Origin of the sequence: Enterobacter wuhouensis, assembly GCF_035835995.1 — a bacterium.
Taxonomy (GTDB): domain Bacteria; phylum Pseudomonadota; class Gammaproteobacteria; order Enterobacterales; family Enterobacteriaceae; genus Enterobacter; species Enterobacter wuhouensis.
Window position 1 is genome coordinate 1,091,652 of sequence record NZ_CP142124.1, and the last position, 22,814, is coordinate 1,114,465.

At 56.9% G+C, this 22,814-nt stretch carries 22 protein-coding genes; 17 read left to right on the forward strand and 5 right to left on the reverse strand.

The genetic code is table 11. From position 1 onward, the window contains the following. Positions 1-152: 152 nt before the first annotated feature. Entirely contained in the window at positions 153-380 is a 228-nt protein-coding gene (locus VPX56_RS05205; RefSeq protein WP_326470307.1) for a DUF2754 domain-containing protein, read from the forward strand. On the opposite strand, the gene ddlA is transcribed toward VPX56_RS05205, so the two are convergent. Then, positions 377-1,477, reverse strand: a complete 1,101-nt coding sequence (gene ddlA / locus VPX56_RS05210) for a D-alanine--D-alanine ligase (RefSeq protein WP_326470309.1) — start codon at positions 1,475-1,477, stop codon at positions 377-379. The genes VPX56_RS05205 and ddlA overlap by 4 nt on opposite strands. Positions 1,478-1,578: 101 nt before the next feature. On the opposite strand from ddlA, the gene VPX56_RS05215 reads away from it, so the two are divergent. The 6 genes from VPX56_RS05215 (at position 1,579) to adrA (ending at position 7,254) form a co-directional block, all read left to right on the forward strand. After that, entirely contained in the window at positions 1,579-2,262 is a 684-nt protein-coding gene (locus VPX56_RS05215) for an extensin-like domain-containing protein (protein WP_326470311.1), read from the forward strand. Between the two features lie 170 nt (positions 2,263-2,432). Further along, positions 2,433-3,647, forward strand: a complete 1,215-nt coding sequence (locus VPX56_RS05220; RefSeq protein ID WP_326470313.1) for a multidrug efflux MFS transporter — start codon at positions 2,433-2,435, stop codon at positions 3,645-3,647. Positions 3,648-3,858: 211 nt separating this feature from the next. Next, entirely contained in the window at positions 3,859-4,119 is a 261-nt protein-coding gene (gene iraP, locus VPX56_RS05225) for an anti-adapter protein IraP (protein WP_131633311.1), read from the forward strand. A 99-nt stretch (positions 4,120-4,218) separates the two neighbouring features. Further along, on the forward strand, positions 4,219-5,634 hold the full coding sequence (phoA, locus tag VPX56_RS05230; protein WP_326470315.1) for an alkaline phosphatase: 1,416 nt from the start codon (positions 4,219-4,221) through the stop codon (positions 5,632-5,634). Positions 5,635-5,726: 92 nt separating this feature from the next. Next, positions 5,727-6,047: a phosphate starvation-inducible protein PsiF gene (psiF, locus tag VPX56_RS05235; RefSeq protein WP_326470317.1), complete on the forward strand. Its 321-nt coding sequence runs from the start codon at positions 5,727-5,729 to the stop codon at positions 6,045-6,047. A 103-nt stretch (positions 6,048-6,150) separates the two neighbouring features. Continuing rightward, complete coding sequence (gene adrA / locus VPX56_RS05240) at positions 6,151-7,254, forward strand: diguanylate cyclase AdrA (RefSeq protein ID WP_326470319.1); 1,104 nt, start codon at positions 6,151-6,153, stop codon at positions 7,252-7,254. Positions 7,255-7,270: 16 nt separating this feature from the next. Here adrA and proC read toward each other — a convergent pair whose 3' ends face one another. Beyond that, on the reverse strand, positions 7,271-8,080 hold the full coding sequence (proC, locus tag VPX56_RS05245; RefSeq protein ID WP_131633307.1) for a pyrroline-5-carboxylate reductase: 810 nt from the start codon (positions 8,078-8,080) through the stop codon (positions 7,271-7,273). Positions 8,081-8,185: 105 nt separating this feature from the next. Between proC and VPX56_RS05250 the strand changes: the two genes are divergently transcribed. The 5 genes from VPX56_RS05250 (at position 8,186) to ppnP (ending at position 10,823) form a co-directional block, all read left to right on the forward strand. After that, positions 8,186-8,644 carry a YaiI/YqxD family protein gene (locus tag VPX56_RS05250; protein ID WP_131633306.1) on the forward strand — a complete coding sequence of 153 codons (459 nt, stop codon included), beginning with the start codon at positions 8,186-8,188 and terminating at the stop codon, positions 8,642-8,644. Positions 8,645-8,789: 145 nt separating this feature from the next. Further along, positions 8,790-9,314, forward strand: a complete 525-nt coding sequence (gene aroL / locus VPX56_RS05255; protein ID WP_263610767.1) for a shikimate kinase AroL — start codon at positions 8,790-8,792, stop codon at positions 9,312-9,314. Positions 9,315-9,358: 44 nt separating this feature from the next. Beyond that, positions 9,359-9,550 carry a protein YaiA gene (gene yaiA, locus VPX56_RS05260; RefSeq protein ID WP_131633304.1) on the forward strand — a complete coding sequence of 64 codons (192 nt, stop codon included), beginning with the start codon at positions 9,359-9,361 and terminating at the stop codon, positions 9,548-9,550. A 236-nt stretch (positions 9,551-9,786) separates the two neighbouring features. Continuing rightward, positions 9,787-10,464, forward strand: a complete 678-nt coding sequence (locus tag VPX56_RS05265; RefSeq protein ID WP_131633303.1) for an AroM family protein — start codon at positions 9,787-9,789, stop codon at positions 10,462-10,464. Between the two features lie 71 nt (positions 10,465-10,535). Then, on the forward strand, positions 10,536-10,823 hold the full coding sequence (gene ppnP / locus VPX56_RS05270) for a pyrimidine/purine nucleoside phosphorylase (protein WP_131633302.1): 288 nt from the start codon (positions 10,536-10,538) through the stop codon (positions 10,821-10,823). Positions 10,824-10,872: 49 nt separating this feature from the next. Here the strand turns inward: ppnP and rdgC are convergent, their stop codons facing one another. Next, positions 10,873-11,787, reverse strand: coding sequence for a recombination-associated protein RdgC (gene rdgC, locus VPX56_RS05275; protein ID WP_263610768.1), 915 nt, complete (start codon positions 11,785-11,787; stop codon positions 10,873-10,875). A gap of 123 nt (positions 11,788-11,910) precedes the next feature. Here rdgC and mak point away from each other — a divergent pair, with 123 nt between their 5' ends. Continuing rightward, the gene (gene mak / locus VPX56_RS05280) at positions 11,911-12,816 is read left to right on the forward strand and encodes a fructokinase (RefSeq protein WP_326470326.1); all 906 of its coding nucleotides are present in this window, start codon (positions 11,911-11,913) and stop codon (positions 12,814-12,816) included. 179 nt (positions 12,817-12,995) lie between these two features. Here mak and sbcC read toward each other — a convergent pair whose 3' ends face one another. Both sbcC and sbcD read right to left on the reverse strand, forming a co-directional pair. Next, positions 12,996-16,127 (reverse strand): exonuclease subunit SbcC, encoded by a 3,132-nt coding sequence (gene sbcC, locus VPX56_RS05285; protein ID WP_326470328.1) that lies wholly within the window; start codon positions 16,125-16,127, stop codon positions 12,996-12,998. Continuing rightward, the gene (gene sbcD, locus VPX56_RS05290) at positions 16,124-17,329 is read right to left on the reverse strand and encodes an exonuclease subunit SbcD (protein ID WP_326470330.1); all 1,206 of its coding nucleotides are present in this window, start codon (positions 17,327-17,329) and stop codon (positions 16,124-16,126) included. Before sbcD ends, sbcC begins: the two co-directional genes overlap by 4 nt. Positions 17,330-17,515: 186 nt before the next feature. Between sbcD and phoB the strand changes: the two genes are divergently transcribed. The 4 genes from phoB to proY all read left to right on the forward strand — a co-directional run bounded on the left by phoB (position 17,516) and on the right by proY (position 22,706). Beyond that, a complete protein-coding gene (gene phoB / locus VPX56_RS05295; protein ID WP_003859122.1) occupies positions 17,516-18,205 on the forward strand; it encodes a phosphate response regulator transcription factor PhoB in 690 nt (229 codons plus the stop codon). A gap of 21 nt (positions 18,206-18,226) precedes the next feature. Next, the gene (gene phoR / locus VPX56_RS05300) at positions 18,227-19,522 is read left to right on the forward strand and encodes a phosphate regulon sensor histidine kinase PhoR (protein WP_131633297.1); all 1,296 of its coding nucleotides are present in this window, start codon (positions 18,227-18,229) and stop codon (positions 19,520-19,522) included. Positions 19,523-19,931: 409 nt separating this feature from the next. Next, complete coding sequence (gene brnQ / locus VPX56_RS05305) at positions 19,932-21,251, forward strand: branched-chain amino acid transporter carrier protein BrnQ (protein ID WP_263610772.1); 1,320 nt, start codon at positions 19,932-19,934, stop codon at positions 21,249-21,251. An 81-nt stretch (positions 21,252-21,332) separates the two neighbouring features. Next, positions 21,333-22,706 (forward strand): proline-specific permease ProY, encoded by a 1,374-nt coding sequence (gene proY / locus VPX56_RS05310; protein WP_131633294.1) that lies wholly within the window; start codon positions 21,333-21,335, stop codon positions 22,704-22,706. The last annotated feature ends 108 nt before the right edge of the window (positions 22,707-22,814 follow it).

The window sequence follows — 22,814 nt, forward strand, 5'->3', positions numbered from 1 at the left end:
CTCCAGGGATTACTCCTGGATTGTCGATTTCTGCAGCACATCACAATTTTGTTACTTAAGTGAAATTGCGTCGCGTTTCAGAATTTCCGCATGCGCCACAGACCTGGCGATAAAACTGTGAGAGGATGTCTCTTTTCCCTGCCGGAGTTGTCATGAAGCTCACGTCTAAACTACGCCGTGACTGGCATTACTATGCCTTTGCTATTGGGCTGATTTTTATTCTTAACGGCGTTGTCGGGCTGTTGGGTTTTGAAGCGAAAGGCTGGCAAACCTACGCCGTTGGGCTGGTGACCTGGGTGATAAGCTTCTGGCTGGCAGGATTTATTATCCGCCGCCGCCCTGAAGAGGCGACAGCGGAGGGTGTAGAGAAAGTCGATTAACCGTTAACCGAGCTTTTCAGCGCGCGGTCTGCGGCATGGCGCTCAAGCGCCAGCTCGATCAGGCGGGTGATAAGCTCAGGGTAGCTAATCCCGCTCGCCTGCCACAGTTTTGGATACATGCTGATATTCGTAAAGCCGGGCAGCGTGTTGATTTCGTTGATCACTACCTCATTGTCCGGCGTCAGGAACACATCCACGCGCGCCATGCCGCTGCACCCGAGCGCCTGATAGGCCTCAACCGCGATCGCGCGGATCTTATCGTTCACGTCATGATCGAGCGCGGCGGGTACGACAACCTGCGCGCCTTTATCGTCAATGTATTTGGTGTCGTAAGAGTAGAAATCGCTGTTTAACACCACTTCACCGCAGGTGCTTGCCTGCGGAAAATCGTTACCTAATACGGCGCACTCAATTTCACGGCCCTTGATACCCTGCTCAACCACCACCTTATGGTCAAATTCAAAAGCCAGACGCACGGCGTCGGTAAATTGCGCTTCGGTGGTGACTTTGCTGACGCCGACGGAGGAGCCCTGGTTAGCGGGTTTCACGAACAGCGGCAGGCCCAGCTGGGCCGAGATTTGCGCGAAACTATGCTTATCACGATTTGCGCGCGTAAGGGTGACAAACGGCGCAATATTCAGCCCGGCATCGCGCAGCAGGCGTTTGGTGACGTCTTTGTCCATGCAGGCGGCCGATCCCAGTACGTCGGAACCCACAAACGGCAGGTTAGCCATGCGCAGCATGCCCTGCAGAGAACCGTCCTCGCCCAGCGTGCCGTGAACAATAGGGAAGATAACGTCGATCTGAGCAAGCGTGCGCGCGCTACCGGCATCGATAAACTGACCCTGAAGCACGCCCGGCACCGTCGCGACGCTGGTTTCAGAAGGGTTGAGGGCGATGTGCGCCGGATCGTCGGCGTTTAACAGATACTGGCTGGCATCGTTAACGTGCCACTGGCCTTGTTTATCAATGCCCAGCAGCACGACGTCAAAACGGTTCTTATCAATTGCATCAACGATATTTTTAGCCGATTGCAATGAAACCTCGTGCTCTGCTGATTTGCCCCCAAAGACAATCCCTACGCGCTGCTTTGCCATCTCACTCTCTTCCAGTCTGACGAAAAGCCAATAACATACCACGATGCCCGGCGGGATTCGCGGCCTTCTGCCATAATGTTTTGGTGTGCCAGGAGGGGAAGGTGAAAGGAAAAAAATTACTGACCGTTTGCGTTATTGTCGCTGCCGCAACAGTGGGTTATCGCTGGCTGCCGTCTTACTACAACCCTTTCACACCGCTTACCCTTGACGATCCGCCCGGTAAAATTACGCAGTATAAGCTTCGGCGCTTAACGCCAGAGGCGTGCGGGGCGCTGCTGTCTCAGGCCAATCAACGTAAGCTTATTCGCACGCAGCCCGTTGCCGACAGTGCCGGAGCGTGCCCGCTCGCTAACGTGGTTCGCGTTCGCGACTTTGGGCCCGTCAGCCTGAGCAGCAGCTTTCTGGCCAGCTGCCCGCTGGCGCTCAGCTCGGCGCTGTTTGTTAGCCAGCAGGCCAGGCGGCTGACCAAAACCCTGATGGGGCGCGAGCTAACGCGCATCGATCATCTGGGAAGCTTTGCCTGCCGTAATATTTACCATCGCGCGGATGCGCGACGAAGCGAACACGCCTCCGCCGAGGCGCTGGACATTAGTGCCTTTCGGCTGGCCGGCGGCGAACGCGTGACGGTACTGAAGGGCTGGACGTCAGCGAAAACGCAGCCCTGGCTTCAGGCCCTGCTTGCCGCAAGCTGCGGCTATTATGGCAACGGCCTGGGGCCAGACTATAACGCGGCGCATGCCAATCACTTTCATTTAGGCATGCGCGGCTTCGGGCTCTGTCGATAAAAGCATAATCTTCCGCCAGTGGCGGGTTGAATTGTGACTTGTTTCACAAATATGATGACTGGGAAGATAAAACACCAAAGTCAGCGAAGGCGCATCTCAGGCACTACGCGAGCGAACGTAACTTGCTAATCTGTAGGCGAATTCGCCTAAAAATGAAGATTGTGTCGTTTATGGAATCCTGGAAAGTAAACCTCATCTCGGTCTGGTTCGGCTGCTTCTTTACCGGCCTGGCCATCAGCCAGATTTTACCCTTCCTGCCGCTGTACGTGTCGCAGCTGGGCGTCACGTCCCATGAAGCACTCTCAATGTGGTCCGGCTTGACGTTCAGCGTGACGTTTCTGGTGTCCGCCATCGTGTCGCCGATGTGGGGCAGCCTGGCGGATCGCAAAGGGCGCAAGCTGATGCTGCTGCGGGCTTCGCTGGGAATGGCGATAGCTATTTTGCTGCAGGCCTTTGCCACCAACGTCTGGCAGCTGTTTATCCTCCGCGCCATTATGGGGTTAACCTCCGGGTATATCCCTAACGCGATGGCGCTGGTGGCCTCGCAGGTGCCGCGTGAGCGAAGCGGCTGGGCCTTAAGCACGCTCTCCACGGCACAGATCAGCGGCGTGATCGGCGGCCCGCTGCTGGGCGGCTTCCTGGCCGACCATGTCGGCCTGCGCGCGGTGTTTTTTATCACGGCAATACTGCTGGTGGTCAGTTTCCTGGTCACGCTCTTTCTGATCAAAGAAGGGGGCCGGCAAATCGTCAGTAAATCCGAACGCCTGAGCGGAAAGGCGGTGTTTGCCTCGCTGCCCTATCCCGGCCTGATGATCAGCCTGTTTGTCACCACCATGGTGATCCAGCTCTGCAACGGCTCAGTCGGCCCGATTCTGGCGCTGTTTATTAAGTCGATGGCGCCTGACAGCAACAACATAGCGTTTCTTGCCGGGATGATTGCAGCGGTGCCCGGCGTGTCGGCGCTGATCTCCGCGCCGCGCCTGGGCAAGCTGGGCGACAGAATTGGCACGGCGCGCATCCTGATGGCCACGCTGATTTTTGCGGTACTCCTCTTTTTCGCCATGTCATTCGTCACTACGCCGCTTCAGCTTGGCGTGCTGCGCTTCCTGCTGGGCTTTGCCGATGGGGCAATGCTGCCCGCGGTGCAGACCCTGCTGGTGAAGTATTCCAGCGATCGGGTGACGGGACGTATTTTTGGGTATAACCAGTCCTTTATGTATTTAGGCAATGTTGCCGGTCCGCTTATTGGTGCTTCTGTTTCCGCTATGGCGGGTTTCCGCTGGGTATTTGCCGCGACGGCCGTCGTGGTGTTGCTTAATATTATCCAGCTGGCAATTGCCCTGCGTCGTCGCAGACAAATTGCCGAGGCGAAGGGAGCACGCTAATTCGCCGCGATATACATTATATATTCTTATGGCTGCCGCATTTTTATATAACAAAATGCGGCTGTTTTTTTATAGAAAAACGTTTCGCTCGCAGGCCTGAATATCTATTTTGGCAGCGATGTCACTTTTGCATAAGATAATACTTTTCTTCTCTTTGCATTGAACAATGAGAATGCTAATTTCATGGAAAATCCCATAAGGAAATAGCACGATGAAAAATCTCATTGCTGAGTTGCTGATCAAGCTTGCACAAAAGGAAGAAGAGTCAAAAGAGTTGGTCGCCCAGGTCGAGGCGCTGGAAATTGTTGTGACGGCGCTCCTCAGACGAATGGCTGAAAACGATCAGCAGTCGCTGATTGAAAGCATCGAAGGCGCGCTGGAAGGTGCCAGGCCTGATTCACAGGTCCCCGCTCGCGATGCTGAAATGCTCCAGCAATACGTAAAGAAGCTTTTAAGGCATCCCCGCAGCTAGGCTGTCACAGGACGTGACGGTCTGTCATTGAAATGTCATGCGGGTTGCCTATAGTCGCTCTGTTTTTATTTTTATGTATTTGTACATGGAGAAAATAAATTGAAACAGAGCGCACTTTTCATCGCACTACTCCCCCTGTTATTTGCCCCTGCTATTCAGGCTGAAACGACGAATACCCGCGTGCTGGATAATCGTGCCGCACAGGGCGATATCACTCAGCCTGGTGGCGCACGCCGTCTGTCAGAAGATCAGACTGCAGCTATTCGCGCCTCGCTGAATGACAAACCGGCTAAAAATATAATTCTGCTGATCGGCGACGGCATGGGTGATTCAGAAATTACGGCAGCGCGAAATTATGCAGAAGGCGCGGGCGGATTTTTTAAAGGCATCGATGCATTACCGCTGACCGGACAATATACCCATTATGCGCTGGATAAAAAAACCGGAAAGCCGGATTACGTAACGGATTCCGCGGCGTCTGCAACGGCGTGGTCAACCGGCGTGAAGACCTATAACGGCGCGCTGGGCGTAGACATCCACGAAAAAGATCATCAAACCATCCTGGAGATGGCAAAAGCGGCGGGGCTGGCAACCGGCAACGTCTCTACCGCTGAACTTCAGGATGCGACGCCGGCTGCGCTGGTGTCCCACGTGACGTCGCGAAAGTGCTACGGCCCGTCCGTCACTAGTGAAAAATGCCCGACCAACGCGCTGGAAAAAGGCGGCAAAGGGTCGATTACCGAGCAGCTGCTGAATACGCGTGCTGACGTCACCCTGGGCGGCGGGGCAAAAACCTTCTCAGAGACGGCGACGGCGGGCGAATGGCAGGGCAAAACCCTGCGCGAGCAGGCGCAGGCTCGCGGTTATCAGATGGTAAGCGATGCGTCCTCTCTGGCTGCGATAGCCGAGGCGAACCAGGATAAACCGCTGCTGGGCCTTTTCTCTGACGGCAACATGCCGGTGCGCTGGGAAGGGCCGAAAGCCTCTTACCACGGCAGCCTGGATAAGCCCGCGGTAACCTGTACACCCAATCCGAAACGGGACAGCAGCGTGCCAACCCTGGCGGCAATGACGGATAAGGCCATCTCTCTGCTCAGCAAGAGCGAAAAAGGATTCTTCCTGCAGGTCGAAGGCGCGTCAATCGACAAGCAAGACCATGCGGCAAACCCGTGCGGCCAGATTGGTGAAACCGTCGATCTGGACGAAGCCGTGCAAAAGGCGCTGGAATTTGCGAAGAAAGACGGGAATACCCTCGTGGTCGTCACCGCCGACCATGCGCACGCCAGCCAGATTATCCCGTCCGATACCAAAGCACCTGGGCTCACTCAGGCGCTGAACACTAAAGACGGTGCGGTAATGGTGATGAGCTATGGCAACTCGGAAGAAGAGTCTATGGAGCACACGGGCACGCAGCTGCGTATCGCGGCCTACGGCCCGCATGCGGCGAACGTGGTGGGGCTGACGGATCAAACGGATCTGTTCTACACCATGAAAGCGGCGCTCAATCTGAAATAAGCAAAACGCCCGGCGGAAAGCGTAACCGCCGGGTGGTTTTTTCCCCGTAACGAACCAGACTTAACGTGGAACTTCACATAAAGGATGGTGCAATGAAAACAACAATTCTGGTTACCCTACTCTCGGGCGTGTTCCTGATGGCCTCGGCGAACGCAGCAGAGAGGACCCTTACCCCTCAACAGCAGCGTATGACGACCTGTAATCAGCAGGCGACGGCGCAAACCCTGAAGGGCGATGCCCGCAAGACCTACATGAGTGATTGCCTGAAAAATGGGGCATCTAAACCGGGCGAGAAAAGCCTGACGCCGCAGCAGCAGAAAATGCGCGAATGTAACGCTCAGGCCACGCAGCAGATGCTGAAGGGCGACGATCGCAGCAAGTTTATGAGCGCTTGCCTGAAAAAACAGGCGTAGTCCTATCGGGTGAGCCGCTCTCCTGGCTCACCCGAAATTTCATACTTCCCCCGAAAGCCCCCTCTCTATAATTTGGGAAAATGTTTCAGAATATTCCCAAAACATGATGAATGACGAAAATTTTTACAATAAAGAGAGCATTCGGGAAGAGTGGCAGCAAAACCTTTCTCAGGATGACGCACACCGCACCGGCATCCAGTTTGCCCGGCGCATGCGGCTGGCGCGAGTGGTCGGGCTGGCGGGCATGTTTTTCCCCATTGCCGACGTGCTGGTGACGCATTTTCTGCCCGGCGGCTGGTGGCTATTTCTGGTTGGCTGGGCGTTTGTCTGGCCCCATCTTGCCTGGCAGATTGCCTCTCGTGCGCCCGATCCGCATCATCGGGAACGTATGAACCTGAAGGCTGATGCCGTCATTGCCGGCGTGTGGATTGGCCTGATGGGGGGAAACGCGCTTTCCACGGCCGCGCTGATCATGATGATAGGCATGAATATGATGGGGGCGGGCGGCTGCCGCTTGTTTTTCGCGGGGATGGTAATGACGTCTGTGTCCGCCCTGGCGTCATTACAGCTCACCGACAGCGTGGTAACGCTTTCCCCGGGCCTCCTGGAGTGGTGGCTGACGCTGCCCATTTTTATGTTTTATCCCGTGCTGTTTGCCTGGGTAAGCCATCGGACGGCAATCCGGCTGGTAGAAAACAGGCGGCAGCTGGAGCAGATGAGCACCCGGGACGGCATGACCGGGGTCTATAACCGACGCCACTGGGAGACGCTGCTGCGTGATGAATATGAAAAGTGTCGCCGCAGCCATCGCCAGACAACGATTTTGCTGATCGATATCGATCACTTCAAAAGCATTAACGACACCTGGGGACATGACGTCGGGGATGAAGCGATTATCGCCATCACCCGACAGCTGCAGATGACGCTGCGCTCAGGGGACTGTATCGGCCGTTTTGGCGGGGATGAGTTCGCGATCATCATGTCCGGTACGCCTGCTGAACATGCAATTGCCGCGATGTCGCGCGTTCACGAGCGGCTGAAAAAATTATCCCTGCCGTGCGCACCCGCGGAGCGGCTGCGTATCAGCGTTGGCGTGGCCCCGTGGGGCGAACATTTTGGTCACTACCGGGAGTGGCTGAAGGCGGCAGACGTCGCGCTGTATAAAGCCAAAAATGCCGGGCGAGGCCGCACTGAAGTGGCCGCCTGACGCCCGACTATCGCGATCAGGACTTGCTTAACGTCTCTGATTTTTCCATGCACTTGGTCATGGCTTCGATTACCGCCGCGCGGAATCCTCGCTCTTCCAGCACGCGCACGGCTTCAATGGTGGTTCCGCCCGGCGAGCAGACCATATCTTTCAGCTCACCCGGATGCTTACCGGTTTCCAGCACCATTTTGGCGGAGCCCATGACGGCCTGTGCGGCGAACTTGTACGCCTGCGCGCGCGGCATCCCGCCGAGCACGGCGGCATCGGCCATTGCTTCGATGAACATAAAGACATACGCGGGAGCAGAGCCGCTCACCCCGACAACCGGATGGATCATCGACTCGGCAATCACCTCCGCTTCGCCGAAGCAGCGGAAAATATTCAGCACGTCCGCCACGTCCTCTGACGTGACCAGCGCGTTAGGCGTGACGGAGGTCATCCCGGCGTTAACCAGTGACGGCGTGTTTGGCATCGCACGCACGATTTTACGGTCATGGCCGAGGGCGCGCGCCAGCTGGTCCAGGGTCACGCCTGCGGCTATCGATACCACCAGCGTCTCTTTATTCAGGCTGGAGGTGATCTCGCTCAATACCTTGATCATGATGTTCGGCTTAACGGCGCCAAAGACGATATCCGCGACCTGGGCAACTTCCTGCGCGCTTTCTGCCGCGTTGATGCCGTATTCGTCACGCAGTGCGGCAACTTTGTCCGGGGACGGGGTGTAGACCCAAATCTGTCCAGGCAGGACCTGCCCGCTGGCGATCAGGCCGCCCAGGATGGCTTTACCCATGTTGCCGCAGCCGATAAACCCGATTTTCTTCTCCATCACGTCTCTCCGTTATTATGCGTTGTTATCGCTGATTGATAGGGTTATAGCTTAACAACGAAAAGCAGGCGACAATAGCCATCATTGCTAAACCGGGGAGCCAATATGGCCATTTGGGTTGATGCGGACGCCTGTCCGAATGTGATTAAAGAGATTCTGTTCCGCGCGGCGGATCGCGTGCAGATGCCGCTTACGCTGGTGGCGAACCAGAATATTCGCGTCCCGCCGTCGAAGTTCATTCGTTCCCTGCGGGTTCCTGCCGGGTTTGACGTGGCGGATAACGAAATTGTCCGACTTTGCAGCGCCGACGATCTCGTGATTACGGCCGATATTCCTCTCGCTGCGGAAGTGCTGGAGAAAGGGGCGGCAGCGCTTAACCCGCGCGGTGAGCGATATTCGCCGTCGACCATCCGGGAGAAACTCACGATGCGCGATTTTATGGATACGATGCGCGCCAGCGGCGTCCAGACCGGCGGGCCCGACAGCCTGTCGCAGCGCGATCGCCAGCAGTTCGCCGCCGAGCTGGATAAATGGCTGCTTGAAGTCAAGCGACGCACGGCGTAATGATAACCATTGTCAATTTGTGGTACAGTGTGGCCTCCACAGGGTTGTCATCCCGTACCGCTTTGCAGTAAAGTAAACGCAACATCTTCTGCAATCATTTCTTTACAGTCTTCAGCCTTCCGGCATCAAGGGGAAACACCTGGTTATGAACCCACCCATCTTCTTAGTTGGCCCTCGCGGCTGTGGGAAAACCACCGTTGGCACGGAGCTGGCGCGCGCATGCGACAGTCAGTTTGTCGATACCGACCACTGGCTGCAGGAAAATGCGGGTCAAAGCATCGCCGGGATCGTCGAAAACGAGGGATGGGAGAGCTTTCGCGCGCGCGAAACGGCCACGCTGGAGGCGGTGACTGCACCGTCCACCGTGATTGCGACCGGAGGCGGTATCATTCTCGCGGACTATAATCGCCACTTTATGCGTGAAAAAGGGATCGTCATTTACCTCTGCGCCCCGGTTGCTACCCTGGTTGGGCGCCTTGAAGCGTTTCCGGAAGAGGGGCAACGCCCTGCGCTGACCGCGAAGCCGCTCAGCGAAGAGGTGAGTGAAGTGCTGGCGGAGCGCGATGCGTTATACCGCGAGGCGGCTCATCACGTCGTGGATGCATCCGCGCCGCCCAAAGAAGTGGTTATTCAGATTATTACCGCCCTCCGTTTGGCTTGCGCCAGCTAGCTGCCGTCTATACTCATAGCTCAGACACTTAAAAAGGATGAGCTATGCCAACCAGACCTCCCTATCCGCGTGAAGCGCGTATTGTTACCGTCGAAAAAGGTAATGCCGATCAAACCGTCACCTGGTATCAGCTGCGTGCAGATCACCCCAAACCAGATTCGCTGATCAGCGAACACGAAACCGAGCAGGAAGCGCTGGACGCTAAGCGGCGCTATGAGGATCCTGAAAAGTCCTGATAAAAATCTGATTTCGTTACAACCGTGCTTAAATCACACTTTTAACTCACCGGTAATGTTAAGCAGGAGTTAATATTTAGTTATTACAGGCGGATTCGAAAGGGTCCTGCGATCTTTACATTTCAATGTCGGGATCGCCTGCTACGATTGGTGCTGTTTTGTTGGAAAAATGAACTGTGCAGCGTAGTGAGCCTGTACCTGTGTGAAGGCTGGGGTAGTAATGGAAGGCGATCAAAATGAAGGCGACGTTGGCGATCCTCACTATTGGTGTGGTCCCTGTAAGCGAAGTGTTACCGCTCCTGACGGAGCATGTCTCTGAACAACAGATCACGCATCTTAGCCTGTTGGGCAAGATGAGTCGGGAAGAGGTCATGGAAGACTACGCTTTAGAAGAGGGGGAGGATCCCCTACCGACGTTATTAAGTGACGGTAAACTGGCGCATGTATCGCGCCAGAAAATCGAGCGCTCGCTTCAGGGGGTAATAGAAGTCCTCGATAATCAAGGGTATGACGTAATTTTACTGATGAGTACCGCTCCGATTAAGGGACTCATTGCACGAACCTCGATACTGCTGGAGCCGATGCGGATTATTCCCCCGCTGGTGGCCTCGATTGTTGATGGTCATCAGGTGGGCGTGATTGTTCCTATTGAGGAACTTCTCGATAATCAGGCGGCTAAATGGCAGGTACTGGAAAAAACGCCGCTCTACGCGCTGGCCAATCCCGTCTGGGATAGCGAAGCAGCGCTGATCGCGGCGGGACAGGAGCTGTTGGACAGAGGCGCGGACGTACTTATCCTCGACTGCCTAGGTTTCCATCAGCGTCATCGTGATTTACTGCAAAAGGCGCTTGATGTTCCGGTGCTGCTGTCGAATGTTTTGATGGCGCGTCTGGCATCAGAGCTGCTGGTGTAATGATTTTGCGTGACAGGTCATGAGCATGGCCCCTATAGTGGATTTTTATCTATAAATATAAGGGCCAGTTCATGCTTCAAAGTAACGAATACTTTTCCGGTAAAGTGAAATCCATCGGTTTTACCAGCAGCAGCACTGGCCGCGCCAGCGTTGGCGTGATGGCTGAAGGGGAATACACCTTTGGCACCGCGGAAGCTGAAGAGATGACGGTCGTCAGCGGTGCGCTGAACGTCTTGCTGCCGGGTGAAACGGAATGGACGGTTTACGCTGCCGGTCAGGTGTTCAACGTCCCGGCTCACAGCGAATTCCATCTGCAGGTTGCTGAGCCTACCTCTTATCTGTGCCGCTACCTGAAATAAAAAAATAAGCCGGGTGGCACCAACGCTTACCCGGCCTACGCTTTGCCTGTTATCTCTGCGCTTCGCCGCCAAGCCCTTCTACCAGGCTCTCGATCAACGCTGCCAGCTCCCCGGTCATCAGGATAAAGTCCGCGTCAAAGCGCTGGGCATAATCTTCCCGATCGATATCTTCGTTCTGATCGCGCAGCTCGTCGCAGAATTTCAGACGCTTCACGGAGCCGTCGTCGCACATCACGAACTGAATACGCTGCTGCCAGTCGAGCGCCAGTTTCGTGACCACCTTGCCCGCTTCAATGTGCACGGCGATCTCATCGCTGACCAGATCCTGCTTCTTCGCACGGATCACGCCGCCGTCTTCCAGCAACGCTTTCAGCTCCGCTTCGTCGAGGATCTGGAAGCCCTGCGCTGCCGTTCCGCTGCGCACCCATTCGGTCAGGGTCAGCTCAATCGGCGTTTCCAGCGCCAGCGGTACCACCGGTAAAGAACCGAGGCTCTTGCGCAGCAGGGCCAGCGTATCTTCTGCTTTCTTGGCGCTGGCGCAGTCCACCATGATCAGCCCGTTGACGGTGTCGATCCACATCATGGTCTGGCTGAAGCGGCTAAAGGCGCGCGGCAGCAGCGAGTGCAGCACTTCATCCTTCAGAGAGTCTTTTTCCGTCTTCTTCAGTTTACGGCCCTGCTCTGCTTCCAGCTTGAAGATTTTCGCCTCAAGCGCCTGCTTAACCACAGGCGTTGGCAGGATTTTCTCTTCCTTGCGGGCGCAAACGATGATTTGACCCGTGCTGCTGGCGTGGGTCAGTGCATCGCTTTGTGAACCCATTGGCGGAACCCAGCCGGTTTTCGCCATATCCTGGCTACCGCAAGGGGAAAAGCTATAGGCGGCTAACTGTTTTTCCATCTCTTCAGCGCGCAGCGAAACGTCGCGGCTGAGACGGTAAACCATCAAATTTTTGAACCACAGCATGATAATTTCCACGGCCTTGTCGTTAAATCAGCGGGCATGATAACGAATTGTCGCATCGCTTGCATTGCTAATCGGGAAGCGTGCTTCTACTCTGTTGATAATCAAAATAATGAGGAGAGTCTTGTGCGTATTGGGATTGATTTGGGCGGCACCAAAACAGAAGTCATTGCGCTGAGCGAGCGGGGAGAGCAGCTGTTCCGCCACCGCCTGCCCACGCCGCGCGATGATTATCACCAGACTATCGAGACCATTGCCCGGCTTGTTGAGATGGCAGAGCAGGCGACGGGGCAGACGGGTACCGTCGGAATGGGCATTCCCGGCTCGATTTCTCCCTATACCGGCGTGGTAAAAAACGCCAACTCCACCTGGCTGAACGGTCAGCCGTTTGATAAGGATTTAAGCAAACGCCTGAACCGCGACGTGCGTCTTGCCAACGACGCTAACTGCCTGGCGGTATCGGAAGCCATCGACGGTGCGGCGGCAGGGGCGCAGACCGTTTTTGCGGTGATAATCGGCACCGGCTGCGGCGCGGGCGTGGCCTTCGGCGGACGCGCCCACATTGGCGGTAACGGCACCGCTGGCGAGTGGGGGCACAACCCGCTGCCGTGGATGGATGAAGATGAGCTTAAATACCGCGCGGAAGTGCCGTGCTACTGCGGAAAGCAGGGCTGTATCGAGACGTTTATCTCCGGCACCGGCTTTGCCACCGACTACCACCGTCTGAGCGGCCAGCCGCTCAAGGGCAACGAAATCATGCGCCTGGTCGAAGAACAGGACCCGGTCGCCGAGCTGGCCCTTAGCCGCTACGAAATGCGGCTGGCGAAATCCCTGGCGCACGTGGTGAACATTCTCGATCCGGACGTGATTGTGCTCGGCGGTGGGATGAGCAACGTTGACCGGCTGTACGCCACGGTGCCAAACCTGGTGACGCAGTGGGTCTTTGGCGGCGAGTGCGAAACCCCGATCCGCAAAGCGGTGCACGGGGATTCCAGCGGCGTGCGCGGCGCAGCGTGGTTATGGCCGGAATAAACGCAAAACGGCAACTTGCGTTGCCGTTTTTAATGTTTGTACCCTCTCCCCGTGGGAGAGGGCCAGGGTGAGGCAAGGTAAAAGCAAAACAGCAACGTATGTTGCTGTTTTTGATGTTTGTACCCTCTCCCTGTGGGAGAGGGTCAGGGTGAGGGCATCAGACCGCACCCTCCCACCATTCACCCCACCGCAAACTCCTTATCCAGCCTGCTGTACCCCAGCCCGTTAATTTTCTTCACCTTAATCTGCACCGGAATGCGCTCTTTCATCGCCTCAACGTGGCTGATAACACCGATGGTTTTCCCGGTGGCGTTCAGCGCGTCGAGCGCATCCAGCGCCGTATCCAGCGTTTCGCTGTCGAGCGTGCCAAAACCCTCATCCAGGAACAGGGAATCAATCCGCGTTTTATGGCTCACCAGATCGGAAAGGGCCAGCGCCAGCGCCAGGCTCACCAGGAAACTCTCGCCGCCTGAAAGCGTGCGGGTGTCGCGTACCGCATCCGCCTGCCAGGTATCGACCACCTCCAGCTCCAGCGCGTCGCTGACCTTACGCTGCAGCAGATAACGGCCATGCAGGCGGTTAAGCTGCTGGTTGGCGAGCCACACCAGATTGTCGAGCGTCAGCCCCTGGGCAAATTTACGGAATCGATCGCCGGTGCTGGAGCCAATCAGCGAATTCAGATAGCCCCAGTCCTCGGCCTGGCGGGTGGCGTCTTCGATTTGCTGCATAAGCGCCTGCTGATGCAGACGGTTATCGCTGTCCTGCTTCAGCTGCTGGCGGATCTCACCCTGGCGAGTGGTGTTCTCCCGAAGCCGCTGTGCCAGCTGCTGCAGCTGGCTTTGCAGGGTATGCAGATCGGCCTCCAGCGTGTGCGGACGCTGTGCCTGATGCGCCTGCAGCTGCTGATTAGCCTGGCCGGAAAGGGCCGCGGCCTGCTGTATCTGGTTTTCCAGCGATTGTTTAAGCTGTTCGAGGTGGCGAATTGCGTCGTCATCCAGCAGCGCGGCAAGGAACGCGTCCCGATCGGCAAAGCAGCTCGCCGAGAGCGCCGCGGTGAACTGCGTCTGCGACTGCTGCAGCCGCTCTTGCTCCAGCGTTTCCTGCTGATGCTGCGCGGTGAGCTGGCTCTGTAGCGACACGCATTCGTCGTGCACGTCGCGCCAGCCGTCCGGAATGGCCGGTTCGGCCTCTTCGCCGCGCGTTTCCGGAAGCGTGTCGAGCAGCGGCTTCAATGCGTTTATGCGTTCCAGAAGCACGCCGTGCTGCGTTTGTTTCTCCTGCCACTGCGCAAATTCCGCTTCGCGGGCGTGCAGCCAGGCGGCTTCATTACCGTCTTCAGGTACGTTAAGCGATAGCGAGAGCAGGGTGTGTTCCAGCGCCTGGCGAGCGTTCGTCAGCTGCTGCTGATACTGTCGCTCCTGCGCTTCCTGCTCATTTAACTGGTTTTGCAGGGTGAGACGTTGGCTGAGCTGATAAAGCTGACGCTCGTACTGTTCCTGCTCGTTCATCCACGGCGTGATATCTTCCTGAATATTCAACGCGATGTTCAGGGAAGCGCAGGCTTCCATCCACTCTTTAGTGAGTGCTTGCTCTTCCTGAGAGAGAGTCTGCGCTTCGTCCGTCTCGCGCTGGATCTGCTGAGTCAGGGCATTAACCTGTCCCAGCACCAGCAGGCCTTCCTCTTTAAGCGCGGCGACCTCTTTTTCCAGGGCATCACGGCGGCGCTGGTTATCCGTCAGCTCAAGCGACTGGTATTGCTCAACGGCGGGGTGCTCGCTGGAGCCGCACAGCGGACAGGGTTTGCCTGCCTCAAGCTGCGAACGGTAGTTCTCCAGCTTTTTAATCGTCGCTTCGCTTTCGCACAGGGCCTTCAGGTCCAGATAGTGCTGGTGTTTCTCTTTGTACTGCTGGCGGCGCAGCGCCAGCGTTTCATTGAGTTTATTTTGATCGGCCTGGGCCTTCTGCACGCTTTCACCGCTCTGGCGCAGGCGCTTTTGCAGCGGCTGATAGCGGGCATGCAGCGACGTTAGCCGCTGGCGCAGCGTGCGTGACCGGGACTGCTGCTCCATGGCCGCGTTGACCTCATCCGCCGTCAGCGTCAGCGCATTTTCCGGCATCTCGGCCAGCCTGTTGCGTAATTCACTCATCCGCGCAGCAAGCGAGGCTAACTGCGTTTTATCGCGATTAAGCTGCGAGAGCTGGGCGCGCCAGCCGGCAATCTCCTGCCCCAGCAGGCGATAGCGCTCGTGCTCCGCCAGCCACTGCGCCAGCGCCGTCAGTTCGGTCTGAAGCTGCTCATGATTCCGCTGGGCGGTATGACGGATCCGCGCGCGCAGTGCGGTTTTGGCCTGTAAGCGAGTATTTACTTCGATAATTCGCTGCTGGGTTTGCGTCAGACGCGCGGTTTGCCCCTGATGGTGCTCCCAAAGCGGTCGAAGCTGGGCAGCGGGCAGAGCGAGCTGGAGCTTTGCCAGTTCTGGCGCAGCGTTCGTCAGCGCCTGCTGCGCCTGCTGCTGCATCGCGGAGACGCGCTGTTGCTCAAGCACGAGCTCATCATGGCGCGTAAGCCACTGAAAATCTTTCTGTTGGTTTTGCTGCTGAACCAGCAGGGTTTTCTCTTCGTCAGTAAGTGCCTGCAAACTTTGCTGTAACTGCTGCTGTTGCTCTTCGCTCAACAGCACGACGCCCGCCGCCTGCGCCTCGCACTTTTCAAGCACGCTGCGTGCGGCTTTGTGTTTTTCAAACACCATGGCGGAAATCTGGCCGTAGATCTCGGTGCCGGTCAGCTCTTCCAGCAGCTCGGCGCGATCGCTCGGCCTGGCATTAAGGAAGGCGGCAAACTGTCCCTGTGAGAGCAGCATTGAGCGGGTAAAGCGGCCGTAGTCCAGCCCGGTGAGCGTCGCGATTTGCTCCAGTTTATCCGTGACCTTGTCGGCCAGGATCTTGCCGTCTTCGCAGCGCGCCAACTCTACGCGCGGTGCTTGTAAGTTCCCGTCCGGCTGGTTGCGGGCGCGGTTCTGGCTCCAGAAGGCGCGATAGGCAACGCCTTTTACCTCAAATTCCACTTCCGCCAGGCACTCGGCGGTGTCGCGCGTCATTAGGTCGTTTTGCGCCTGCGACACCTTCTGCAGACGCGGCGTTTCGTGATAAAGCGCCAGACAGATGGCGTCGAGCAGGGTGGTTTTACCTGCCCCGGTCGCGCCGGTGATGGCAAACAGACCGTTGCTGGCAAAGGGCTCGGCGGTAAAGTCGATCTTCCACTCGCCCTTGAGTGAGTTGAGGTTCTTCAGACGCAGGCTCAGAATTTTCATGCGTTTTCTTCCTCGTCATTGAGCGCGTGCAGGGTAAGCGCAAAGAGCTCGGTAAGCCTTTTGCGCTTCACGTCGTCAATCTCTTCCTGGGATAGCCGACGCTCAAATACCTCTTCAACGCTGAGCTCGCTAAGCGTTTCACGCTGTGCGCTTAACAGAATTTTCTCGCGCTGTTCCCGGCTGCGGCGCACCAGTAAAACCTCCACGGGGAGGTCTTCCGTCAGCGCCTGAATTTTCCGCTGCATATCGTGCAGGTAGTCGTCGGTCGTGATTTCGATATCCAGCCAGACGGGCGGAACCTGCTCGGCACCACGCCACTGTTCGAGCTGCTCAGTGATGGCCGCCAGATCGCCTTTTAGCACCGCCAGCGGCTGGGTGACGGGCACCTCCAGCGTCTCAACGGCGCTGAGTTTGCCCTCGCTAAAGCTCACCAGGTGCACGGATTTTGCTTTGCCGGTTTCATCAAAGCTGAGCGAGACAGGCGATCCGCAGTAGCGAATGTGCTCGCAGCCGCCGATGATTTGCGCCCGATGAATGTGCCCGAGCGCGATATAGTCGGCGGCCGGAAAGTTTTGCGCCGGAAAGGCGTCCAGCGTACCGATATAGATGTCACGTACGGCGTCACTTTTACTGGCCCCGACGGTGGTGAGATGCCCGGTCGCAATCACCGGAATCGGCTGGTCGCCTCGCAGGGCGCAGGCATCGGCATGCTGCTGGTGATAATAGTCGGTGATGGCCTGTAACAGATGCTGTTGTTTTTCGCCGCCGGACAGTCCCGCCTGGCTTTGCACGATATCGCGCGGGCGCAGGAAGGGAACTGGGCACAGCACCGCACCCGGCGTGCCGTCGCGTTTTTTCAGGATCTGCGGCGCGTGTCCGGCGCTGGCGACCACGGTAGTATTGAGAAAGGCCAGAATGTCGCGCGACTCATTGAGCGTCGCCACGGAGTCGTGGTTGCCAGCAACAATAACCAGATGACAGCCCGTTTGCTGCAGATTCACCACGAAGCGGTTATAAAGCTCGCGCGCATAGCTCGGCGGCGAGCCGGTATCAAAGATGTCACCCGCCACGATAATCGCGTCAACCTCGCGAGACTGGGCCGTGTCCAGCAGCCAGTTCAGGAACGCTTCATGCTCAGCAGCGCGGCTTTTGCTGTAAAAGTTTTGACCCAGATGCCAGTCCGAGGTGTGAAGTATGCGCATAACAGATCCGTGGCAAAAAATGGTGGAGGGGATTATAAACTTTCAGGGGGCGGAAAATAACCGCTGTAATAAAACAACAGTTTGCCATTTATAGTGGTACTGTTTTTCATAAATCTGTCATAAATCTGACGCATAATGACGCCGCATTACAAACTTGTAACTTAATAAGATAAGACAGGGCAAAGTATGGCGAGACGTATTCTGGTCGTAGAAGATGAAGCTCCAATTCGTGAAATGGTGTGCTTCGTGCTCGAACAAAATGGCTTCCAGCCGGTTGAAGCGGAAGATTATGACAGCGCGGTGAACCAGCTGAATGAACCCTGGCCCGACCTGATTCTGCTGGACTGGATGTTGCCCGGCGGCTCTGGTCTGCAGTTCATCAAACACATCAAGCGTGAAGCGATGACCCGCGATATTCCGGTGGTGATGCTCACGGCGCGCGGTGAAGAGGAAGATCGCGTGCGCGGTCTGGAAACCGGCGCGGACGATTACATCACCAAGCCGTTCTCCCCGAAAGAGCTGGTCGCCCGCATCAAAGCCGTGATGCGCCGCATTTCCCCGATGGCGGTGGAAGAGGTGATCGAGATGCAGGGCCTGAGCCTTGACCCCACCTCACACCGGGTGATGACGGGCGAAAATCCCCTCGATATGGGGCCTACCGAATTTAAACTTCTGCACTTCTTCATGACCCATCCGGAACGCGTCTACAGCCGCGAGCAGTTGCTGAATAACGTCTGGGGGACTAACGTCTATGTCGAAGACCGGACGGTTGACGTCCATATTCGCCGCCTGCGTAAAGCGCTGGAACTGAGCGGCCACGATCGCATGGTGCAGACGGTCCGCGGCACGGGTTATCGTTTCTCAACCCGTTTCTGAACAATGACAGGAGTGTGACGCGTGCTGGAACGTCTGTCATGGAAAAGGCTCGTCTTTGAACTGATCTTATGCTGTATTCCGGCCTTCATTCTGGGGGCCTTTCTTGGACATCTGCCCTGGTTTTTGCTGGCATCGGTTACGGGATTACTGATCTGGCATTTCTGGAACCTGCTGCGCCTTTCCTGGTGGCTGTGGGTTGACAGAAGTATGACGCCTCCGCCGGGAAGCGGGAGCTGGGAGCCGCTCTTATACGGTCTGCACCAGATGCAGATGCGTAATAAAAAGCGCCGCCGCGAGCTGGGAAGCCTGATCAAGCGTTTCCGCAGCGGCGCGGAGTCGCTGCCGGATGCGGTCATTCTGACCACAGAAGAAGGGACCATCTTCTGGTGTAACGGCCTGGCACAGCAGCTTCTTGGCCTGCGCTGGCCGGACGATAACGGACAGAACATCCTCAACCTTCTGCGCTATCCGGAGTTCACGCTGTATCTGAAAAAGCGTGACTTTACCCGCCCGCACAATCTGAAGCTCAATAATGGCCGGCACCTGGAAATTCGCGTGATGCCCTACAGCGATCGGCAGTGGCTGATGGTGGCGCGCGATGTAACCCAGATGCACCAGCTGGAAGGGGCGCGGCGTAACTTCTTTGCCAACGTTAGCCACGAGCTGCGCACGCCGCTGACGGTGCTTCAGGGCTACCTGGAGATGATGCAGGAGCAAACGCTGGAAGGGGCGCCGCGCGAGAAAGCGCTGCACACCATGCGTGAGCAAACGCACCGGATGGAAGGGTTGGTTAAGCAGCTGCTTACGCTTTCGAAAATTGAGGCAGCGCCTTCGCTCGCGCTGACTGACACCATCGACGTGCCGATGATGCTGCGGGTTGTTGAGCGTGAAGCGCAGACGCTCAGCCATAAAAAACACGAGCTTACCTTTGAGGTTGATAACAGTCTCAAGGTGCTTGGCAGCGAAGATGAGTTGCGCAGCGCTGTCTCCAATCTGGTGTATAACGCGGTGAACCATACGCCGGAAGGGACGCATATTCGGGTGCGCTGGCAGCATACGTCGACGGGCGCGGAATTTAGCGTTGAGGACAACGGGCCGGGCATTTCCCCAGAGCATATTCCACGCCTGACCGAGCGCTTTTACCGTGTGGATAAAGCGCGATCCCGGCAGACAGGAGGGAGTGGCCTGGGGCTGGCGATTGTGAAACATGCCGTGAACCACCATGAAAGCCGTCTTGATATACAGAGCACGGTGGGGAAGGGAACCCGCTTTAGCTTCGTCATCCCGGAACGATTAATTGCCAAAAAGATCGCCTGACGGCAGGCGTGTCATTTTACCTTTCCACAGGCCAGCGCACGCTGGCCTGTTTGCTTTGCGGTCAAGCGAAACGCGAGTGAATTTTATACGGTTGATGCTTTTTTGTTCGCATGATTAGCCATGCGTTTTTCTTATAACTGGCGTATTATGCTGGTCTGTATTTTCATGCTGGCATATTGTTCTGGTTTTACGATCCCTCCTTGCCTTTAAACGTTATAAGCGTTTAAATTGCCCCCCATATACTGTCAGACCGACTGTATTTGCGTGGTAAATCGAAAAACTATTCTTCGCCACGCCAGGACGGGAGCATATCCCGCTGAAATTGAGTAAATTTTCCGCTGTATTGTCCCGCGAGGGATGGCGAAATTCTCAACGTTTTCAACACCACATCCACAGGCAGTAAGGTTTTATGACCCATCACTTAAAATCGCGTGACATCATCGCGCTGGGCTTTATGACATTTGCGCTGTTCGTTGGCGCAGGTAACATCATTTTCCCTCCAATGGTTGGCTTACAGGCGGGTGAACACGTCTGGACCGCCGCGTTTGGTTTCCTGATTACTGCCGTGGGCCTGCCGGTCCTCACCGTTGTTGCGCTGGCGAAAGTCGGCGGCGGCGTGGACAGTCTCAGCACCCCGATTGGCAAAGTGGCTGGCGTTCTGCTGGCGACCGTCTGCTATCTGGCCGTTGGCCCGCTGTTTGCGACTCCGCGCACGGCGACCGTCTCCTTCGAAGTGGGGATCGCTCCGCTAACGGGTGACGGCGCGATGCCGCTGTTTATCTACAGCCTGGTGTACTTCGCGATCGTGATTCTGGTTTCCCTCTATCCTGGCAAGCTGCTGGATACCGTGGGTAACTTCCTGGCTCCACTGAAAATCGTCGCGCTGATCGTGCTGGCGGTTGCCGCTATCGTCTGGCCAGCCGGTCCTATCAGCACGGCGATGGATGCGTACCAGAACGCGGCCTTCTCTAACGGCTTCGTTAACGGCTACCTGACCATGGATACGCTGGGCGCGATGGTGTTTGGTATCGTTATCGTTAACGCCGCGCGTTCTCGCGGCGTGACCGAAGCGCGCCTGCTGACCCGCTATACCATCTGGGCTGGCCTGATGGCCGGTGTTGGCCTGACGCTCCTGTATCTGGCGCTGTTCCGCCTGGGCTCTGATAGCGCAACGCTGGTTGACCAGAATGCGAACGGTGCGGCTATCCTGCACGCTTACGTTCAGCACACCTTTGGCGGTGCGGGCAGTATGCTGCTGGCCGTGCTGATCTTCCTGGCGTGTCTGGTGACGGCGGTTGGCCTGACCTGCGCTTGCGCAGAGTTCTTTGCCCAGTATCTGCCGCTCTCTTACCGCACGCTGGTGTTTATCCTCGGCATCTTCTCTATGGCGGTGTCGAACCTCGGTCTGAGCCACCTGATCCAGGTCTCTATTCCGGTGCTGACGGCCATCTATCCGCCGTGCATCGTGCTGGTGGTGCTGAGCTTTACCCGTCCATGGTGGAACAACGCGTCGCGAATTATTGCGCCAGCCATGTTCATTAGCCTGATTTTTGGTATCCTTGACGGAATTAAAGCATCGGCCTTCGCAGAAATCCTGCCCGCCTGGACACAGCGTCTGCCGCTCTCCGAGCAGGGCCTGGCCTGGCTGATGCCTACCGTTGTTGCGCTGGTTCTGGCGATTATCTGGGACCGTGCTGCAGGGCGTGAGGTTGCATCGAACGCCCATTAATCAACGGCAGCAAACTGTTTAACCACGGGGCTTAAGGCCCCGTGGTTTTTTGTTTTTTTCGTGTTGAATGGCAAGATTTAAATGGAAAGCACTAACAAACTTAAACGTGGGCTAAGCACGCGCCACATCCGCTTTATGGCGCTGGGCTCTGCTATCGGTACCGGCCTTTTTTATGGCTCGGCAGATGCCATCAAAATGGCCGGTCCAAGCGTGCTGCTGGCCTATATTATCGGCGGCGTGGCGGCCTATATCATCATGCGCGCGCTGGGTGAGATGTCGGTTCATAACCCGTCCGCCAGCTCTTTCTCCCGCTATGCGCAGGAAAACCTGGGCCCGCTGGCCGGCTTTATCACCGGCTGGACCTACTGCTTTGAAATCCTGATAGTGGCGATTGCCGACGTGACCGCGTTTGGGATTTATATGGGCGTGTGGTTCCCGGCGGTGCCGCACTGGATATGGGTGCTGAGCGTGGTGCTGATCATCTGCGCCGTCAACCTGATGAGCGTGAAGGTGTTTGGTGAGCTGGAGTTCTGGTTCTCGTTCTTCAAGGTCGCGACCATTATCATCATGATCCTCGCCGGTTTCGGCATCATCATCTGGGGCATCGGTAACGGCGGCCAGCCGACCGGCATCCATAACCTGTGGAGCAACGGCGGCTTCTTCAGCAACGGCTGGCTCGGCATGGTGATGTCGCTGCAGATGGTAATGTTCGCCTACGGCGGCATCGAGATCATCGGCATTACCGCCGGTGAAGCGAAAGACCCGGAGAAATCCATTCCGCGCGCCATTAACTCCGTGCCGATGCGCATTCTGGTGTTCTACGTGGGGACGCTGTTCGTGATCATGTCCATCTACCCGTGGAACCAGGTCGGCACCAACGGCAGCCCGTTTGTACTGACCTTCCAGCATATGGGCATCGCCTTTGCCGCCAGCATTCTGAACTTTGTGGTGCTGACCGCGTCGCTTTCCGCGATCAACAGCGACGTGTTCGGCGTAGGCCGTATGCTGCACGGCATGGCGGAGCAGGGCAGCGCGCCTAAGGTGTTTGCCAAAACCTCACGCCGCGGAACGCCGTGGGTGACGGTCGTGGTGATGACCGTGGCGCTGCTGTTCTCGGTCTACCTGAACTACATCATGCCGGAGAACGTCTTCCTGGTGATTGCGTCCCTGGCGACCTTCGCGACGGTGTGGGTGTGGATCATGATCCTGCTTTCGCAAATTGCGTTCCGCCGCCGTCTGTCGCCGGAAGAGGCCAAAGCGCTGAAGTTCAAAGTGCCGGGCGGCGTGCCGACGACCATCGTCGGCCTGATCTTCCTGGTCTTTATTATTGGCCTGATTGGCTACCATCCGGATACCCGTATCTCTCTGTACGTGGGCTTCGCGTGGATCGTCCTGCTGCTGGTGGGCTGGATGTTTAAGCGCCGTCGCGACCGTCAGCTGGCAGAAGCGCAGTAATCTTTTTTCTCCCTCTCCCTGTGGGAGAGGGAATTTTGCCTCATCCTCCTTTCTCCTCCCCCAATAATCCCGAACGTGATGAGCTATCCTTAACCACCCTGTGGCAAG

What these genes read in the sequence shown, in the direction of transcription:
- VPX56_RS05205 (WP_326470307.1), top strand. Translation starts at nt 153, where the DNA reads ATGAAGCTCACGTCTAAACTACGCCGTGACTGGCATTACTATGCCTTT.
- ddlA (WP_326470309.1), bottom strand. Translation starts at nt 1,477, where the DNA reads ATGGCAAAGCAGCGCGTAGGGATTGTCTTTGGGGGCAAATCAGCAGAG.
- VPX56_RS05220 (WP_326470313.1), top strand. Translation starts at nt 2,433, where the DNA reads ATGGAATCCTGGAAAGTAAACCTCATCTCGGTCTGGTTCGGCTGCTTC.
- iraP (WP_131633311.1), top strand. Translation starts at nt 3,859, where the DNA reads ATGAAAAATCTCATTGCTGAGTTGCTGATCAAGCTTGCACAAAAGGAA.
- psiF (WP_326470317.1), top strand. Translation starts at nt 5,727, where the DNA reads ATGAAAACAACAATTCTGGTTACCCTACTCTCGGGCGTGTTCCTGATG.
- adrA (WP_326470319.1), top strand. Translation starts at nt 6,151, where the DNA reads ATGATGAATGACGAAAATTTTTACAATAAAGAGAGCATTCGGGAAGAG.
- proC (WP_131633307.1), bottom strand. Translation starts at nt 8,080, where the DNA reads ATGGAGAAGAAAATCGGGTTTATCGGCTGCGGCAACATGGGTAAAGCC.
- VPX56_RS05250 (WP_131633306.1), top strand. Translation starts at nt 8,186, where the DNA reads ATGGCCATTTGGGTTGATGCGGACGCCTGTCCGAATGTGATTAAAGAG.
- aroL (WP_263610767.1), top strand. Translation starts at nt 8,790, where the DNA reads ATGAACCCACCCATCTTCTTAGTTGGCCCTCGCGGCTGTGGGAAAACC.
- yaiA (WP_131633304.1), top strand. Translation starts at nt 9,359, where the DNA reads ATGCCAACCAGACCTCCCTATCCGCGTGAAGCGCGTATTGTTACCGTC.
- VPX56_RS05265 (WP_131633303.1), top strand. Translation starts at nt 9,787, where the DNA reads ATGAAGGCGACGTTGGCGATCCTCACTATTGGTGTGGTCCCTGTAAGC.
- ppnP (WP_131633302.1), top strand. Translation starts at nt 10,536, where the DNA reads ATGCTTCAAAGTAACGAATACTTTTCCGGTAAAGTGAAATCCATCGGT.
- rdgC (WP_263610768.1), bottom strand. Translation starts at nt 11,787, where the DNA reads ATGCTGTGGTTCAAAAATTTGATGGTTTACCGTCTCAGCCGCGACGTT.
- sbcC (WP_326470328.1), bottom strand. Translation starts at nt 16,127, where the DNA reads ATGAAAATTCTGAGCCTGCGTCTGAAGAACCTCAACTCACTCAAGGGC.
- sbcD (WP_326470330.1), bottom strand. Translation starts at nt 17,329, where the DNA reads ATGCGCATACTTCACACCTCGGACTGGCATCTGGGTCAAAACTTTTAC.
- phoB (WP_003859122.1), top strand. Translation starts at nt 17,516, where the DNA reads ATGGCGAGACGTATTCTGGTCGTAGAAGATGAAGCTCCAATTCGTGAA.
- brnQ (WP_263610772.1), top strand. Translation starts at nt 19,932, where the DNA reads ATGACCCATCACTTAAAATCGCGTGACATCATCGCGCTGGGCTTTATG.
- proY (WP_131633294.1), top strand. Translation starts at nt 21,333, where the DNA reads ATGGAAAGCACTAACAAACTTAAACGTGGGCTAAGCACGCGCCACATC.